This is a genomic window from Microbacterium flavum (genome assembly GCF_018717645.1).
Taxonomy (GTDB): Bacteria; Actinomycetota; Actinomycetes; order Actinomycetales; family Microbacteriaceae; genus Microbacterium; species Microbacterium flavum.
Genome location: NZ_JAFLHG010000008.1, coordinates 33,276 through 48,186 on the forward strand (window position 1 = coordinate 33,276; position 14,911 = coordinate 48,186).

General features: G+C 70.8%; 12 protein-coding genes and 3 tRNA genes. 9 read left to right on the top strand and 6 right to left on the bottom strand.

Going from position 1 to position 14,911, the window contains the following annotated elements; all coding sequences use genetic code 11:
- Positions 1-4: 4 nt before the first annotated feature.
- Together J0P97_RS09665 and J0P97_RS09670 are read right to left on the bottom strand one after the other, a co-directional pair.
- Positions 5-1,141, bottom strand: coding sequence for a glycosyltransferase (locus J0P97_RS09665; protein WP_215487705.1), 1,137 nt, complete (start codon positions 1,139-1,141; stop codon positions 5-7).
- Between the two features lie 86 nt (positions 1,142-1,227).
- A complete protein-coding gene (locus tag J0P97_RS09670; protein WP_215487584.1) occupies positions 1,228-2,757 on the bottom strand; it encodes a sugar transferase in 1,530 nt (509 codons plus the stop codon).
- Between the two features lie 365 nt (positions 2,758-3,122).
- Here J0P97_RS09670 and J0P97_RS09675 point away from each other — a divergent pair, with 365 nt between their 5' ends.
- The 8 genes from J0P97_RS09675 to J0P97_RS09710 all read left to right on the top strand — a co-directional run bounded on the left by J0P97_RS09675 (position 3,123) and on the right by J0P97_RS09710 (position 12,131).
- A complete protein-coding gene (locus J0P97_RS09675; protein WP_282836929.1) occupies positions 3,123-5,513 on the top strand; it encodes a GMC oxidoreductase in 2,391 nt (796 codons plus the stop codon).
- Entirely contained in the window at positions 5,510-7,318 is a 1,809-nt protein-coding gene (locus J0P97_RS09680; RefSeq protein WP_215487586.1) for a hypothetical protein, read from the top strand. Before J0P97_RS09675 ends, J0P97_RS09680 begins: the two co-directional genes overlap by 4 nt.
- Positions 7,315-8,415 (top strand): alpha/beta fold hydrolase, encoded by a 1,101-nt coding sequence (locus tag J0P97_RS09685; RefSeq protein WP_246540196.1) that lies wholly within the window; start codon positions 7,315-7,317, stop codon positions 8,413-8,415. Before J0P97_RS09680 ends, J0P97_RS09685 begins: the two co-directional genes overlap by 4 nt.
- A complete protein-coding gene (locus tag J0P97_RS09690; RefSeq protein ID WP_215487587.1) occupies positions 8,412-9,359 on the top strand; it encodes an acetoacetate decarboxylase family protein in 948 nt (315 codons plus the stop codon). Before J0P97_RS09685 ends, J0P97_RS09690 begins: the two co-directional genes overlap by 4 nt.
- On the top strand, positions 9,356-9,853 hold the full coding sequence (locus J0P97_RS09695; RefSeq protein WP_215487588.1) for a DUF1772 domain-containing protein: 498 nt from the start codon (positions 9,356-9,358) through the stop codon (positions 9,851-9,853). The genes J0P97_RS09690 and J0P97_RS09695 overlap by 4 nt, the downstream gene beginning before the upstream one ends.
- Entirely contained in the window at positions 9,850-10,263 is a 414-nt protein-coding gene (locus J0P97_RS09700; protein ID WP_215487589.1) for a hypothetical protein, read from the top strand. The genes J0P97_RS09695 and J0P97_RS09700 overlap by 4 nt, the downstream gene beginning before the upstream one ends.
- Positions 10,263-11,588: a patatin-like phospholipase family protein gene (locus J0P97_RS09705; RefSeq protein WP_215487590.1), complete on the top strand. Its 1,326-nt coding sequence runs from the start codon at positions 10,263-10,265 to the stop codon at positions 11,586-11,588. Before J0P97_RS09700 ends, J0P97_RS09705 begins: the two co-directional genes overlap by 1 nt.
- Before the next feature lie 93 nt (positions 11,589-11,681).
- Positions 11,682-12,131 (top strand): hypothetical protein, encoded by a 450-nt coding sequence (locus J0P97_RS09710; RefSeq protein WP_215487591.1) that lies wholly within the window; start codon positions 11,682-11,684, stop codon positions 12,129-12,131.
- Positions 12,132-12,293: 162 nt separating this feature from the next.
- On the opposite strand, the gene J0P97_RS09715 is transcribed toward J0P97_RS09710, so the two are convergent.
- From J0P97_RS09715 to J0P97_RS09725, 3 genes are all read right to left on the bottom strand, one after another.
- Positions 12,294-12,366, bottom strand: a tRNA-Phe gene (locus J0P97_RS09715).
- Positions 12,367-12,435: 69 nt separating this feature from the next.
- Positions 12,436-12,509, bottom strand: a tRNA-Asp gene (locus tag J0P97_RS09720).
- 27 nt (positions 12,510-12,536) lie between these two features.
- A tRNA-Glu gene (locus tag J0P97_RS09725) sits at positions 12,537-12,609 on the bottom strand.
- Between the two features lie 298 nt (positions 12,610-12,907).
- On the opposite strand from J0P97_RS09725, the gene J0P97_RS09730 reads away from it, so the two are divergent.
- Positions 12,908-14,299, top strand: a complete 1,392-nt coding sequence (locus J0P97_RS09730) for a M23 family metallopeptidase (RefSeq protein WP_215487592.1) — start codon at positions 12,908-12,910, stop codon at positions 14,297-14,299.
- 71 nt (positions 14,300-14,370) lie between these two features.
- Here J0P97_RS09730 and J0P97_RS09735 read toward each other — a convergent pair whose 3' ends face one another.
- The gene (locus tag J0P97_RS09735; RefSeq protein ID WP_215487593.1) at positions 14,371-14,904 is read right to left on the bottom strand and encodes an inorganic diphosphatase; all 534 of its coding nucleotides are present in this window, start codon (positions 14,902-14,904) and stop codon (positions 14,371-14,373) included.
- Positions 14,905-14,911 lie beyond the last annotated feature (7 nt).

A 14,911-nucleotide genomic window follows, 5' to 3' on the forward strand; every position in this document is an offset into this window, starting at 1 on the left:
AACCTCATGCAGTGGTCCCCGCCCGCCGCGCGCGCCGCGCCACCGGATGCACCGAGTTCCCCGAGGCGATCCGCGCGGCGAGCTTCTCGTACGCGGTTGCGACGTCGTCCCAGCGGAAGAACTCTTCGGCACGCGCCCGGACAGCGGCGGACAGGACGGGAACCTGGGTGCTGTCGTCTTCGAGGGAGGTGAAATGCCTCTCGGCCTCACTCGCGCTCTCGAAGAACCAGCCGAGCTCGCCGAGCGTCTCCCGGTTGAAGTTGACGTCCCAGGCGATCACCGCCGTGCCGGCGCCCATGGCGCGCAGGAGCGACGGGTTCGTGCCGCCCACCGAATGGCCGTGGACGTAGGTGCGCGCGTGGACGTAGAGGGCGTCGAGGAGGTCCTGGTCGAAGACGCCGCCGAGCAGTCGGATGCGAGGGTCGCCGTCCGCCGCGGCGCGGATCCGCTGCGTGTACTCGGCCGCGTAGGGGGCCGAGCCGACGACCACGAGCGGCGCGGTCGCGCGGCTGGCGCGGTATCCCTCGACGATCTCGAGCACGTGGTTCTCGGGTTCGAAGCGAGCCACGACCAGGTGATACGCGCCGGGATTCAGGTCGAGCGCGCGGATGCCGTCGACAGGGGCTCCCTCGAGGATCGGAGCACCGTAGCGGATGAGCTCCGTCGGCACGCCGAACTCCTCCGTGTAGTAGTCGGCGATGCCGGGCGCGTCGGCGATGAGCGCATCAGCCGACCGGACACCGAACTCCTCCGCCCACCGGTAGTACGCGCGTCCTCTCGCGCCCCACTTGGAGCGTTTCCACTCCAGCCCGTCCATGTGGAGGGCAACCGGAATGCCGCGTCCGCGCAACAGCGGCACGAATGGGGAGTTCGCGGCGTTGAACACGAACGCGGCATCCGGGGCTTTTCGGGTGATGGCGTGCAGCGCGGACAGCCCCGTGTGGCTCAGTGTCTCGAGCTGCTTCTGCCGAAGCGCCGGCAGGTGGACGACGCGCATCCCCAGGTATTCGCGTTCCCGCTGATCGGATCCGCGCGTGTAGACCGTGACCGCGTGGCCGCGTTCGACGAGCCGCCGGCCGACCTCCTCGACCGCGGTCTCGAAGCCGCCGTACGCGGCGGGAACGCCGCGCGTGCCGATCATCGCGATCTCCAGCGTGCGGGTGCCTCCCGAGGAAAGACCGTCCGGCGAACCGACGGCCGCCGGACTCGGGGCGGTTCTGATGGCCATCAATAGGCTCCTTCGGGGCGGACCATGACCTTGACGGTGCGCCACATGATCTGCAGGTCCTCGAACACGGACCAGTTCTCCACGTACCGCAGGTCGAGGCGCACGCTCTCGTCCCACGAGAGGTCGCTTCGCCCGCCCACCTGCCAGGGCCCGGTGATGCCCGGCTTGATGTAGAGGCGCCGCGAGACCGCGGTGTCGTACATGCTCACCTCGTCGGGAAGCGGAGGTCGGGGCCCCACGACGCTCATGTCGCCGCGGAGGACGTTCCAGAACTGCGGCACCTCATCGAGCGAGTACTTCCGGAGCACGTGGCCGACGCGCGTCACCCGCGGGTCGTGCTTGAGCTTGAACAGCAGCCCGGCCCCGTCGTTGTCCGCGCGAAGAGCGGCGAGCTGCGCTTCGGCATCCACGCGCATGGAGCGGAACTTCAGCATGCGGAAGTGGCGCCCGTCGCGGCCCACGCGGTCCTGCTGGAAGAACACCGGACCGGGATCGTCGATCGCGATGAAGAGAGCGATGACGGCTGCGAACGGCGCGAAGGCGAGCAGCGCGAGCGATGACACCGCGATGTCGAGACCGCGCTTGAGGAGGTAGGCGCCGCCGTCGAAACGCGGGATCCGGACGTGGATCAGCGGCATCCCCTCCACAGGGCGCAGCGACATGCGCGGGCCGGCGACGTCGGCGATGCGGCTGGAGAGAACGACCTCTGCAGCGGTGCCTTCGAGCTCCCACGCGAGACGCTTGACGAACGTCGGATCCTTCGTCGGCTGGCTCGCGACGAGGATGGTGTCGGCGTGCAGTGCGGTCGCCGCGGGCACGACAGAGTCGGAGCCGTGCACCACGGGGTAGACGTGCCCGTCCACGACCAGCGCAGCGGGCGACTCGTCGAGGATCGCGACGCCGACGACGCGGTACCCGATCCGGCCGTCGTGGCCCAGGGTGCGGAGCGCGTACTCGACATCCTCGCGGCCCCCGACGATCACTGTCCGAGACGCGTAGCGCCCGAGGGCGCGCTGACGGCACAGCCAGCGCCGCCACAGCCAGCGGGACCAGACGAGGGCGAGGATGCCGGCGGGCAACGCGAACGACAGCTGCGTGCGGATGCCCTCCCACTCGAAGAGCAGGAAGAAGATGGCGAGGGTCCCGAAGGCGAGCCCGGTCGCGTGCGCGACACGCTTGTACTCGCTGACGCCGACTCCGATGATCGCGGCCTCGCGCGTGTTGAACAGGCTCAGCATCAGGAGCCAGATCAGCGCGGTGAACAGCGGCACCCGAACCAGAAGCGCAGGGTCGGCCCTCAGGATCGACGGGGCCGTCGCCAGCAGCGAGAAGACGGAGGCGAGGATGCAGGCGCACAGGACCACGGCGGTGTCGCTGACGCGGAGAATCGTGCGGTAGCGGCGCTCCCACTGCTGTCGGCTGACGAGCGCTTCAGAGGCGCGCGGCGCGACCGCCGCTTCGCGGTGCACCTGCCGGGGCGCGAACCCCGGCAGGTACAGCGAGGGCGCTACCTCTTCGATCGCACTCATCGTGCGCGTCCACAGACAGCGTTATGTGTCCGCATCATGCCCCCCAGCAATGTGCGTGTCACCCAGACGTCGAAACGTCCGTGTTCCCCAGAGAACGCTGAATCCCCCCGGATCACGCGTAGCCCCCAGGCGTTCGCGTTGCGTTCATCGTCACTCTAGCGCGTGTTTGGAATGCTCGCGACCACACCGTCGTGACGCGAGGGGCGGGCGACGAGATGGCGCAGGTTCGTGGGCCGCCGATGTATCAGGCGGGCCGCCTTCGTCGTCCTCTTCCGTGACGGCCGGCGCGAGGGCGCCGCGTCGCGGGAGGAACCATGGTGCAGTCCTCAACGTCCGCCGCTTCGGACGAAATCGCGGATGTGATCGTGATCGGTTCGGGATTCGGCGCGTCGGTCGTCGCGTTCCGTCTCGCCGAAGCGGGCCGAAGCGTCGTCGTCCTCGAACGCGGGCGCCGCTACGCTCCCGGCGACTTCGCGCGTTCGCCGAGCGAGATGGCCCGGGCGTTCTGGGACCCGAGCGCGCGGCTCTACGGGCTCTTCGACGCCTGGACCTTCCGCGGACTCGAAGGGATCGTGTCGTCGGGGCTCGGCGGCGGATCGCTCATCTACGCGAACGTCCTGCTCCGCAAAGACGAGAACTGGTTCGTCCACGACTCGCCCCTCCCGGGAGGAGGCTACGAGAACTGGCCGTTCTCCCGCACCGACCTCGACCCGCACTACGACGCCGTGGAACGGATGCTGGGAGCGACGCCCTATCCGTACGACGACACTCCGAAGACGCAGGCGTTCCACGCGGCATCCGTGCGGCTCGGGATGCCGGCGATGCGGCCACCGCTCGCCGTCACGTTCGCCCGTGGTGCGGACGCGCCCGAGGCGAACCAGCCGATCGAGCCGCCGTCGTACGGCAGCCTGCACGGGAGTCGGCGGGTGACCTGCACCCTCTGCGGCGAGTGCGACATGGGCTGCAACAGCGGCGCGAAGAACTCGCTCGACCACACCTACCTCTCCGCCGCAGCCCATCACGGCGCCGACATCCGGACTCTCCACGAGGTGCGCGGCATCCGCGCCCTGGGGGACGGCTCCTACGAGATCGCCTACGTCGTGCACGAGCCGGATGCCGCAGGCGAGAGCCGGACTCGAGCACTCCCCGTCCGGCACCTGCGCGCCCGCCGCGTCATCCTCGGCGCCGGCACGTTCGGGTCGACGCGCCTGCTCCTCAGCAGCCGTGTGGGGCTGCGCGGACTCAGCGGGGCGCTCGGCACGCGCTTCTCCGGCAACGGCGACCTGCTCACCCTGCTCATGAACTGCAGGAAGGACGGCGTCGCGCTGCCGGTGAACGGCCAACGCGGACCCGTCATCACCTCCGCCATCCGGGTGCCGGATGCCGCGGACGGCGGCGACGGCCGAGGCTTCTACGTGGAGGATGCCGGCTTCCCCGCCTTCCTCACCTGGCTCGTCGAACTCGCCCAGATGCGGGCGATGGGTCGCCGCGCGGCGCGATTCGGATGGCATGCGCTGCGCAACCGCCTCTTCTCGCAGGGGCGCTCCAACATCTCCGCCGATCTGGCGCGCCTCCTCGGCGACGGGCACCTCTCGGGCAGCACGCTCCCGCTCCTCGGGATGGGACGGGACACCCCCGACGGGCGCCTCACCCTGCGCAGCGGACGCCTCGCGGTCGAGTGGACGGTGGCCACGTCCCGCGACTACTTCGCGCGGGTCCGCTCGCTGATGGAGGACCTTGCAGGCGAGCTGGGGGCGGACTTCCGCGACAACCCGCTGTGGTGGGTCGGTCGTGTCGTGACGGTGCACCCCCTCGGGGGCGCGCCGGCGGGCCGCCACCCGGGGGAGGGCGTCGTCGACGCGTACGGGGAGGTGTTCGGCCACCCGGGCCTGCACGTGCTCGACGGCTCCGCGCTCCCCGGTGCGGTGGGAGCCAATCCGTCGCTCACGATCGCGGCGTTCGCCGACCGGGCGTGCACCCGCATCCTGGAGGAGGAGGCCGCCCGGCCGCGCCCCGGCGCACGCGTCGCCCCGCGCGCGGACGGCGACGAGTCGGCGGCGGCGCCTGCTCCTGCTCCGGACGCGGCGGCCCGTGCGGACGCGACGTCCGTCGCCTTCACGGAGACGATGCGGGGCACGGTCGCCCTCGCAGAGACCGATCCGACCGCCGGCGCCGCCCGGGGGAGGCTCCGGGGCGAGGCTGCCGCCTTCGAAGTGACGGTGACCGCGCGCGACATCGACGCCTTCTGCGCCGATCCCCTCCACGCGGCCGATCTCACCGGATGGCTCGAATGCGATCTGCTCGGCGGTCGCCGGGGCATCGAGCGGGGATGGTTCAACCTGTTCGTCGCCGCGCCGGGAACCGCGGGTCGCCGCATGCTCTACCGCATCTGGGTGACCGACGCTGCCGGATCCGCGGTCACGCTCGTGGGGATGAAGGACATCGCGGATGATCCCGGGTTCGACCTCTGGAAGGACACCACGACGCTGTCGGTCCGTCTCCTCACCGGACATGTCCCGCCGCCGACCGGGGGCGACCCCGCGGACGCGATCGAGGCGGTCGCGGCACCTCGGCTCCCCGACGTGATCGCCGCGGGCATCATGACCATCGCGCCCGCCGACTTCGCCCGGCAGCTCACGACGTTCCGCGCACGCGGGCCTCAGGGACCATCCGCCCTCGCCGCGTTCGGAGCGCTCTTCCTCGGGGAGCTCTGGCGCGTGTACCTCGCCCGAGGCCGGGTCGGTGAGCCGAGATGAAGCGTCGCGAGCTCGCCCGGTACGAGCGGGAACTGGGGTTCGTCCCGACCCGCGCGGTGCGGTGGCTCGACCCCCCGGAACTGGCGCGGACGGCCGCCAAAGCGGCTCTCGCGAAGGTGTTCGCCGACTACGGCGACAAGAGGGAGATCCAGTCGGTGCTCCCCGGTGGGCCGGTCGATCTGCCCCATGCCGGGCCCGGCATATGGGTCGACTTCACGGCGGACACGGGCGACGGCTTCGCCCCCACCTTCAGCGTCGCGAGCGTCCTCGCGCGGCCCGAGCTGACGATCGAAGGCGCGGATGCCGGGCCCCTCACCCTGCCGCGCGGCGACGTCCTCGTTCTCGGCGGAGACGAGGTCTACCCGGCGGCATCCGCGCGGGCGTACGAGAACCGGACCCTCGGTCCGTACCGCGCCGCGTTCCCGACCGAACCCGCCGCCACCGCACCGGCTCTCCTCGCCGTGCCCGGGAACCACGACTGGTACGACGGCCTCACCTCTTTCCTGCGCGTCTTCGCGCGCGGAGCGCGGATCGGCGGGTGGCGCACCGTCCAGACCCGCAGCTACTTCGTCGCACGCCTGGCGCCGGGATGGTGGCTGGTGGGCCTGGACAGTCAGCTCGGCGAGTACATCGACGAGCCGCAGCTCGCCTACTTCCGCCGCGAGCTGACCGCGCACCTGGAACCCGGCGACGGCGTCGTCGTGTGCACGGCGTCGCCTGGATGGGTGCACACGGTGACGAAGGGGCCGGACGGATTCAATCAGCTCCACTTCTTCGAGCGCACGATCATCCGCACCCGACCCGTGCCCGGTGCGGGCGACGGTGAGACGGAGCCGACCGGCGCCGCCGTGCGGCTCTGGCTGACGGGTGACCTCCACCACTACTCGCGGTACGGACAGGTGCAGCCCGGGGCATCCGGTGACGATCCGCGGGCCGTGCAGGCGATCACGTGCGGCCTGGGCGGCGCGTACCTGGCCCAGACGCACGATCTCCCGGAGGAGCTCGAGCTCCCGCCCGCCCGGTCGCGGATGCGGAGCAAGGACGTCCCGGGGATGCCGATGCGCCGACGCGGCGCGCTCTACCCCGACGCCGCGCGGTCGCGTCGCCTCTTCCGACGCGTCGCGAACCCGTTCTGCGCCACCTGGCTCGGGTGGCGCAACCTCGCCTTCCTGGTCGGGATGGGCTGGGTGCAGCTCGCGCTCATCGCGGCGCTGGCGGGGATCGTCGACCTCGTGCGGCCGCGCCAGGGCATCAATGCGATCCTCGACACCCCGCCGACGGAGGCCGTGCGGATCCTCGGCATCCTCCTCGCAGCGCTCGCTCTCGTGCTCCTCGCCCACGCCGCCCTGGCGCGGTGGTGGGGTGTGCCCGGGGTCGTGGCCTCCCTCGGCGCCTTCTTCCTGATCTCCGCCGCCTGCGTGACGCTCCTCGCTCTGGTCGTCGTGATCCCGCCGTGGCCGGCCGTCGCCCGGCTGGCCGTCACCGTGGTCGTGGCCTGGTGGCTCGGCGCGCTCCTGGGCACGGTCGCGTTCGGCCTGTTCCTGCTGACCCAGCGCACGGGCACGGTCGCCTCCTGGCGGATGTCGGCGCAGGCGATGGATGCCTGCAAGGGGTTCCTGCGAATGACCATCCGGAGCGACGGGGCGCTCATCGTCTACCCGATCGGCATCGACGAGCCCCGCCGCGAGTGGGACCTCGAGGCGGCGCCCGGTGGGCTGCGCCCCGCACTGCGCGGCGGGCTGCCCCGCACCCACCTCATCGAGCCTCCGATCGTGATCGCACAGAAGGGATTCCCTGCGCCATGAGCACTCCGCTCGCGCCGCCGACAGCACCAGAGGTGCCCGCCGCGCCCGCCGACATCCGACCTCCCTCGATCACCCGCGGCGACCACCGCACCGAGACACACAGCATCGTCGCTACCGACGGCACACTGCTCACGCTCCTGCATGTGCGCGGGCCGCGCGAGCCCGACCGCGGCCCCGTCCTGCTCGTTCACGGGGCGGGCGTGCGTGCGGAGCTCTTCCGGCCGCCGATCCCGTACACGATCGTCGACAGCCTCCTCGACCGCGGGTGGGATGTCTGGCTCCTCAACTGGCGGGCCTCCATCGACCTGCCGCTGAACCCGTGGACGCTCACCGCGGCCGCCCTCCACGATCACCCGGTCGCGGTGCGGGCCATCCGCGAGGCGACGGGCGCGGCATCCCTCTCGGCGATCGTCCACTGCCAGGGATCGACGTCGTTCGCTCTCGCTGCGGCCGCAGGGCTCCTGCCCGACGTGGACACCATCGTCAGCAACGCGGTCGCGCTGCACCCGGTGATCCCGGCCTTCGCGCGGTTCAAGCTCCTCACGATGGCGCCGTGGATCTCCCGCATGACCGGCTATCTCTCGCCCGCGTGGGCGTACCGCTCCGACGGCGTGTTCTCGCGGATCACGCGGCGCGCGGTCGCGCTCACCCATCCCGAGTGCGACAACCTCGTGTGCCGGATGGTCAGCTTCACCTACGGCAGCGGCCGACCGGCGCTGTGGTCGCACCGCCATCTCGACGAGCGCACGCACGACTGGATCACCGGCGAGTTCGCCGCCGTCCCGATGAGCTTCTTCGCCGAGATGGGGTCGAGCGTCCGTGCGGGCCACCTCGTCCCGTCGGCAGGGTCCGCGCTCCCTGCGGACGCAGCGACGACCGCCCCGCGGAGCGCCGCCCGGTTCGCCCTCTTCGCGGGCGAGGACAACCGGTGCTTCCTGCCGGAGAGCCAGCGCCGCACATTCGCGCACCTGGAGAGGTATCAGCCGGGCCGCCACTCCCTCCACATCATCAAGGGATATGGACACCTCGATGTGTTCCTCGGGAGGGATGCCTGGCGCGATGTCCACCCGCTCATGCTGAAGGAGCTCGAACGATGACGATCCTCATGGCCCCGCTGCGCGCGGTGCTCACTCTCCTCCCGTCCCCCGTGCCGCGCCGTCAGCGGCGTCTCGGCGGACGGTTCGCCGACGTCGACGGCATCCCGTACCGGATGCCGGTGGACACCTCGGACGCCGCGGTGATGATGGCGGCGTTCCCGGTCTCGCTCTCGGCGGCGCGAGATCTCCTGCCCGGCGGCGAGCTGCACCCCCTCTCGCTCGGAGGCGACCGCGGCATCCTGCTCGTGACAGTGGTCGACTACCGCGTGACGGACATCGGCGCGTACATCGAGTACTCGATCGCGCTCGCGGTCACCCACGGCGCCCGGCCGGCGCCCCCGGTTCTCCCGCTGCTCTTCCAACGATTCTTCGGGATGGGCCAGTACGTGCTGGACCTGCCCGTCTCGACGGAGGTGTCGGTCAAGGGCGGCAAGGGCATCTGGGGGATGCCGAAGCACCAGGACCGTCTCGACTTCGTCGTCACGCCGACGCGCGCCTCGGCGCTCTACGACGGCGGCGACGACCTCGGCTGCCTCGTCGAGATCGCGCGGCCTCCGCGCACACGGCTGCCGCTGAAGCTCGCCGCCGTCAACTACTGCGCGTTCCGCGGGATGCTCATGAAGTCGACGATCTACTTCCGCGGCGCGGCGGACATCGCTCTCGGGCGGGCCGCGCGCGGGCGCCTCGTGCTGGGCCCGCCCCTGTCCGAGCGTCTCTCGAGGCTCGGGATCGGCACGGCGCCGCTGGCGACCGTCTTCATCCCCGCGGCGACCGGCGTGCTGGACGACCACGCCGAGTCGTGGTTCCTCACGGCTCCGACGGGTTCCGAGGCGAGCGCGCAGGCGCAGCGGTCGGGCGGCGCGCTGGCCGACGTCGTCTCCCTCGGTACGGGGGAGAGCTGGCCGCCGGCGCCTGACCGCAGTCGCGTGGAGGCGGGGTCATGACCTCCGTGGCGCTGGATGTCTGGGCGCTCATCGCGGCCGTGCTGCTGATGTTCGGCGCGAGCTTCTACCTGGGGATGATGCTGACGATGAAGCTCTTCCTCTTCCCCACCTGGGGCACCGTCCGCCTCGACACCCTCGACGCGCAGATGGGCATCCCGGTGCGGAGGGCGACGGTCACCTTCACCTACATCCTCCCCGTCATGCTCGCCGCCCCGATCGTCCTGGTGGTCGCCGAGTGGGGCAGGCCGACGGTGCTGCTGGCGTGGGGATGCCTCGTCGGCGTGCTGACGCTCAGTGTGCTCTCGCAGTTGCTGCAGCGGCCGTTGAACGTGAAGCTCTACTCGGGGACGATCCGCACCGACGAAGAGCTGCAGCAGGTCGTGCGCCGCTGGATGGATGTCAACGGCGTGCGGTTCGTCGCCGCGGGGGTCACCTGGGTGCTCACCCTCTGGTACATCGTCGCGCGCGGCGGCTACTTCGGGGTGTTCGCATGAGCGGCCGGATCGCGTCGCGCGATCGCTCGCGCCCGCTCACGCAGATCGCCCGCGCGATCGGCCTGATCACGCTCGCGACAGGGGCGTTGCAGGTCGTCGCGCCCGCGTTCGTGCTGCGCCGGATCGGTGGGGAGGAGCGGGCGGTGTCGACGCACCTGTTCGCGACCATCGGCTTCTTCATGACGGTCGTCGGCGGGCTGCTCGCCGAGACGGCCGGGAGGGAGCGCCCGGATGCCGCCGTCGTCGCCGCGAGCATCGTCCAGAAGGCGGGGGCGACGACGGCGATGACCGTCGGGTACCTGCGGGGGATCTTCTCCCCGTTCGCGCTGCTGGTCGCTGCTTTCGACGGAGTCAGCGCCGTCCTCCTGATGCTGCTGCGCGGGAGCATGCGCGCAGGAGGGAGCCGGTGATGCGCTCCCTCGTCCTGGCGGGCGGCGGGATGCGCGTCGCCTGGCAGGCCGGGGTGATGCGCGCGCTCGACGAGGAGGGGCTCTCCTTCGACCACGTCGACGGGACATCCGGAGGCATCCTCACGGCCGCGATGATGCTCTCCGGCGTGTCGGGCGCGGAGATGTGCCGGCGCTGGCGCGGTCTGGCTGCCGCCGCCTTCGGGTCGGCGCTGCCGGTCGGCGACTACCTGAAGGGGCCGTGGTCTCTGCCGGCGTTGGGGGACGCCGACGGCATCCTGCACCGCGTCTTCCCGGCGCTGGGCATCGACGCGGACGCGATCCGATCGAGCGCGTCGCGGGGCCTGCCGCCGGGGACGTTCAACATCGCCGAGTTCACGACCAAGACCTGCCTGGCCGTGCCGGGGGAGGAGGTCGATGCCGAGCTGCTCGCCGCGGGCCTGTCGTTGCCGGGGTGGGTCACCCCGCTGAAGCGGGAGGGGAAGGTCTACACGGATGCCGTGTGGATCCGCGATGCCGGGGTCGCGGAGGCCGTGCGCCGCGGCGCGGACGAGATCTGGCTCGTGTGGTGCATCGGGAACACGCCGTACTGGGGTGACGGGCCGCTCGAGCAGTACGTGCACTCGATCGAGCTGAGCGCGATGGGGGCGCTCCTGGCCGACTTCGCGCTCGCCGCGGCGCTCGGCCGCACCTTCACGCTGCACGTCATCGCTCCCGTGACCCCGCTGCCGCTCGATCCGGAGTTCTCCCTCGGCCGCATCGACTCCGATGCGCTCGCCGCCCGCGGATACGCCGATGCGCGTGCGTACCTCGACGTGCGGTCGGAGGGCGGGGTGCCCGCGGACGCGTCCTGCACGGCGATGCGCGAGGCGCCGACGTCAGTGCGCATCACCGACGTGCTCACCGCCGAGGCCGGAGCGCTCCGGCTGACGGTGCAGCTCCCGGTGCACGCGGATCTCACCGAGTCGACTCTCGTCGGGTCGGTGCAGCTGCGGGAGTGGGAGGAGCCGGCCTACCTGTCGGGTGGGGAGGTCGCGCTGTCGCACGGGTGCCTGCGCTACACCGGCACGGTCCGTGTCGACGGCGAGGATGTCGAGGTCGTCTGCGAGCGCTCGCTGATCGACGATCCGGGCTGGGATGCCTGGGACGACTTCACCCGCGCCTCGGTGCACGTCGGGGGCACGTCGTTCGAGGCATCCCTCGGCGCGGGAGGCGCGGCGCGACTGGTCGCCTCCGCGGAGCCCGTCGGCGCTCACGGCGTACGGGAGCGCGCCGCGGCGCTGCGCGACTTCTGGCTGCGAGTGGGGGCGATGCGGCTGCGGGTGTGAGGGTGCGCATTCGCCGCGCGGTGCTGCCCGGATGCCGTGGTGTCGGCCGTTCGGTCTACAGACAGAAGCGGTTGGCGCGCCTAGCATCGCGGGATGACCCTCCACTCCGAGCGCCCCCTCGCCGCAGGCGCGGACTCCGCGCTCGGATCTCGCCTGGGAGGGCGTCGCGCGGCGGTCGGCGTCCTCGTCTGGCTGACGATCATCGCGGGGGCGTGCGCGCTGTTCGCGCTCGGATGGCAGCTGTTCGGGATGGCTCTCGGAGCGGCCCTGCACGCCGACGTCTCGCAGAGCGAGCAGGCGTCGGTGTTCTGGGGGCTCGTGATCGTCGCCGGGATCCTCGCCGTCATCGCCGTCATCGCCCTCGCCGGGCGTCGGTGGGTGGCCGTGGCGCTCGCGCTCAGCCTTGCGGCGGGCGGGGCATTCGTCGCGGTGGGGCTTTTCCCGGGCGTGCGGGGCACCGTCGCGCCCGCGGAGGAGGTCGTCCCCGGCCCGGTGTCATGCCAGTGCTTCAGCGGAAGCGTGTGCGATTGCCCCGGAGGGTAGCGGCACGGAGGGCTGTGGCTGCGGGTGCCCTTGCGGAGAATCGGCCGGGCTCGCATGTCCCACGCGAGCGACTCGAAAACTGCCCCTCACCAGGGAAAGGCAAAACCCCCGCGAATAGAAGCTTCGCGAGGGTTTCTGGGGCCATTGTAATGATGACCCGTGTGGCTCCGACGGGCGTCGATCCCGTGACCTCACGATTTTCAGTCGTGCGCTCTACCAACTGAGCTACAGAGCCGCATGGCATCCGAAGAGGCCATGTCCTAGACGAAAGGCCCTCTGATGACAAAGGGCCTGTCGCTATGAGCGACCCTGACGGGACTTGAACCCGCGACCTCCGCCGTGACAGGGCGGCACGCTAACCAACTGCGCTACAGGGCCATGCTTGTTCAATTGTGTGTCGGAGAGTGACCCCAACGGGATTCGAACCCGTGCTACCGCCGTGAAAGGGCGGCGTCCTAGGCCGCTAAACGATGGGGCCGAGCGAACCCGGAGGCTCATTCTTACCGACGCTCAAGCATACGAGTTATCGAGATAAATGGGAAATCGAGGGCGTGGGGTCCCGGCGGGATGCTCTACGCGGGCGAGGATGGGGAGGTGCGCGGAGATGCCCAGCCGACCCTCCCGCACGCGGGCGGAACCCGGATTCACCCTGGGCAGGAACCCCGAATGTTGTTAGTGTGACTGATGTTGTGCGTGTGATCTGAGACCCGAACACGCGAGAGACGGCATCCCCGGCACCGACGGGGGCGTGAGATGCGGCGAAAGGCGGCACGGTGATGGACGAGGCCGGACCGGCGCAGGACTGCGGCTGCGCGCCCTCCCCACATGAACTGCGCGCGTTCAAGAACCCCGTCTCGCGACGCATGGCCATCGGCTTCGGCGGGCTCGGCGTCATCGGCCTCGGCGCCGTCGCGCTCGGCCTCGCGCCGGCGGCCTTCGCCGCCGACTACCCCTCGTGGGACGACGTCCAGAACGCGAAGAACAACGAGGCGCTGAAGGCCTCCGAGATCTCCCGCATCGAGGGGCTGATCTCCTCACTCCAGGCCGACGTGGCAGCCAAGCAGGCCGAGGCCGCGCGTCTCGCCGATGAGTACGTCGCCGCGCAGGAGGCCTACGAACTCGCCTTCGATAAGGCCAACGCGCTCCAGGCCCAGGCGGATGCCGAGTCGGCGCGGGCCGCGGAGACAGCACGCAAGCTCGGCCGCCTCGCCGCCCAGCAGTACCGCAACGGCGGCGACGACGCCGCGCTCGAACTCTTCTTCTCCGGCTCCGCGGCGACCGCCGACGACCTGCTCGCCAAGCTCGGCACGATGGACCGCGTCGTCGCGGCGAACAAGGGCATCTACGCCGACGCCGTCGGCGCGCGCGACAACGCGCAGAGCCTGAGCGACCAGGCGCAGGTCGCTCGTAACGAGCGCGACCGGCTGCAGAAGGAGGCCCAGCAGAAGATGGAGGCCGCCCAGCAGGCCGCCCTCGTCGCCCAGGCCGCCCTCGAGGAGCAGACCAAGAACCTCGGCACGCTCCAGGCGCAGCTCGCCGCACTGAAGGACGAAACGGCCAAGACCGTCGCGGACTACGAAGCCGGCGTCGAAGCGGCCCGCCAGGCCGAGATCGCCCGCCAGGCAGCACTCGAAGCCGAGCGTCAGCGCGCCGCTGAAGAGGCTGCGAAGAACGCCAACAACGGCGGCGGTGGTGGAGGCGGCAGCGACTCCGGTGGTGGTGGTGGAGGCGGCGGCCAGACCGGCACGGACGGCTGGGTTCGGCCGGCATCGGGCTATATCTCGTCCTGGTACGGCGTCCGCGGCTCCGTCTGCGGTGCCAATGGCTGCACGAGCAGCGGCCATCGCGGCATCGACTTCGCGACCAGCTGCTGGTCACCGATCTACGCTGCCGCATCCGGGACGGTCGTCCTCGTGGCGGAGACGAGCGACTGGGGCAACTACGTCAAGGTCGACCACGGCGGCGGCATCGTGACGGCCTACGCGCACATCGTCAACGGTGGCTTCAACGTCAGCTATGGCCAATGGGTGAATGCGGGCGATGTCATCGCCTACGTCGGCGCGACCGGATATGCGACCGGGTGCCACCTGCACTTCGAGGTGTGGGAGTGGGGCACGCGCATCGACCCGGCGCCGGTTCTCTACGACCACGGCATCAACGTCTACTGACCCCGCGCGCGGGGCCGGAATGCAGAAGAGCGGATGCCGAGGCATCCGCTCTTCTGCGTGAAAGCGACGTCTCAGAGGGTCTTGGGAGCGTGTCCCTCACCCTGGGTGGCCGTCTGGGCATCCTCTTCCTGGAAGCGGGTGAACGCCTCGCCGACCAGACGCTCGGCCTCCTCGGCGCCGGCCCACTGGTCGACCTTGACCCACTTGTTCGGCTCGAGGTCCTTGTAGTGCTCGAAGAAATGGCCGATCTCGCCCTTGGTCCACTCGTCGAGGTCGTCGACATCCTGGATGTGGTCCCAGCGGGGGTCCTTCGCCAGCACGGCCACGACCTTGTCGTCGCCGCCTGCCTCGTCGAGCATCTTCAGCACGGCGACGGGGCGCACCTTGGCCATGACGCCCGGGTACAGGTCGCGGTCGAGGAGGAGCAGCACATCCAGCGGGTCGCCGTCCTCGCCGAGGGTGTCCTCGAAGAAGCCGTAGTTGGCCGGGTAGCCCATCGGCGTGAACAGCACGCGGTCGAGGAAGACGCGGCCCGTGCCGTGGTCGACCTCGTACTTGACGCGGCTGCCGCGCGGGATCTCGATGACGGCGTCGTATGCGCCCATGCTGGTG

Excerpts from the sequence above, each read along its gene's own strand:
- J0P97_RS09670 (WP_215487584.1), bottom strand. The coding sequence starts at position 2,757 with ATGAGTGCGATCGAAGAGGTAGCGCCCTCGCTGTACCTGCCGGGGTTC.
- J0P97_RS09680 (WP_215487586.1), top strand. The coding sequence starts at position 5,510 with ATGAAGCGTCGCGAGCTCGCCCGGTACGAGCGGGAACTGGGGTTCGTC.
- J0P97_RS09705 (WP_215487590.1), top strand. The coding sequence starts at position 10,263 with ATGCGCTCCCTCGTCCTGGCGGGCGGCGGGATGCGCGTCGCCTGGCAG.
- J0P97_RS09735 (WP_215487593.1), bottom strand. The coding sequence starts at position 14,904 with ATGGGCGCATACGACGCCGTCATCGAGATCCCGCGCGGCAGCCGCGTC.
- J0P97_RS09665 (WP_215487705.1), bottom strand. The coding sequence starts at position 1,141 with ATGATCGGCACGCGCGGCGTTCCCGCCGCGTACGGCGGCTTCGAGACC.
- J0P97_RS09690 (WP_215487587.1), top strand. The coding sequence starts at position 8,412 with ATGACGATCCTCATGGCCCCGCTGCGCGCGGTGCTCACTCTCCTCCCG.
- J0P97_RS09730 (WP_215487592.1), top strand. The coding sequence starts at position 12,908 with ATGGACGAGGCCGGACCGGCGCAGGACTGCGGCTGCGCGCCCTCCCCA.
- J0P97_RS09685 (WP_246540196.1), top strand. The coding sequence starts at position 7,315 with ATGAGCACTCCGCTCGCGCCGCCGACAGCACCAGAGGTGCCCGCCGCG.
- J0P97_RS09710 (WP_215487591.1), top strand. The coding sequence starts at position 11,682 with ATGACCCTCCACTCCGAGCGCCCCCTCGCCGCAGGCGCGGACTCCGCG.
- J0P97_RS09695 (WP_215487588.1), top strand. The coding sequence starts at position 9,356 with ATGACCTCCGTGGCGCTGGATGTCTGGGCGCTCATCGCGGCCGTGCTG.
- J0P97_RS09700 (WP_215487589.1), top strand. The coding sequence starts at position 9,850 with ATGAGCGGCCGGATCGCGTCGCGCGATCGCTCGCGCCCGCTCACGCAG.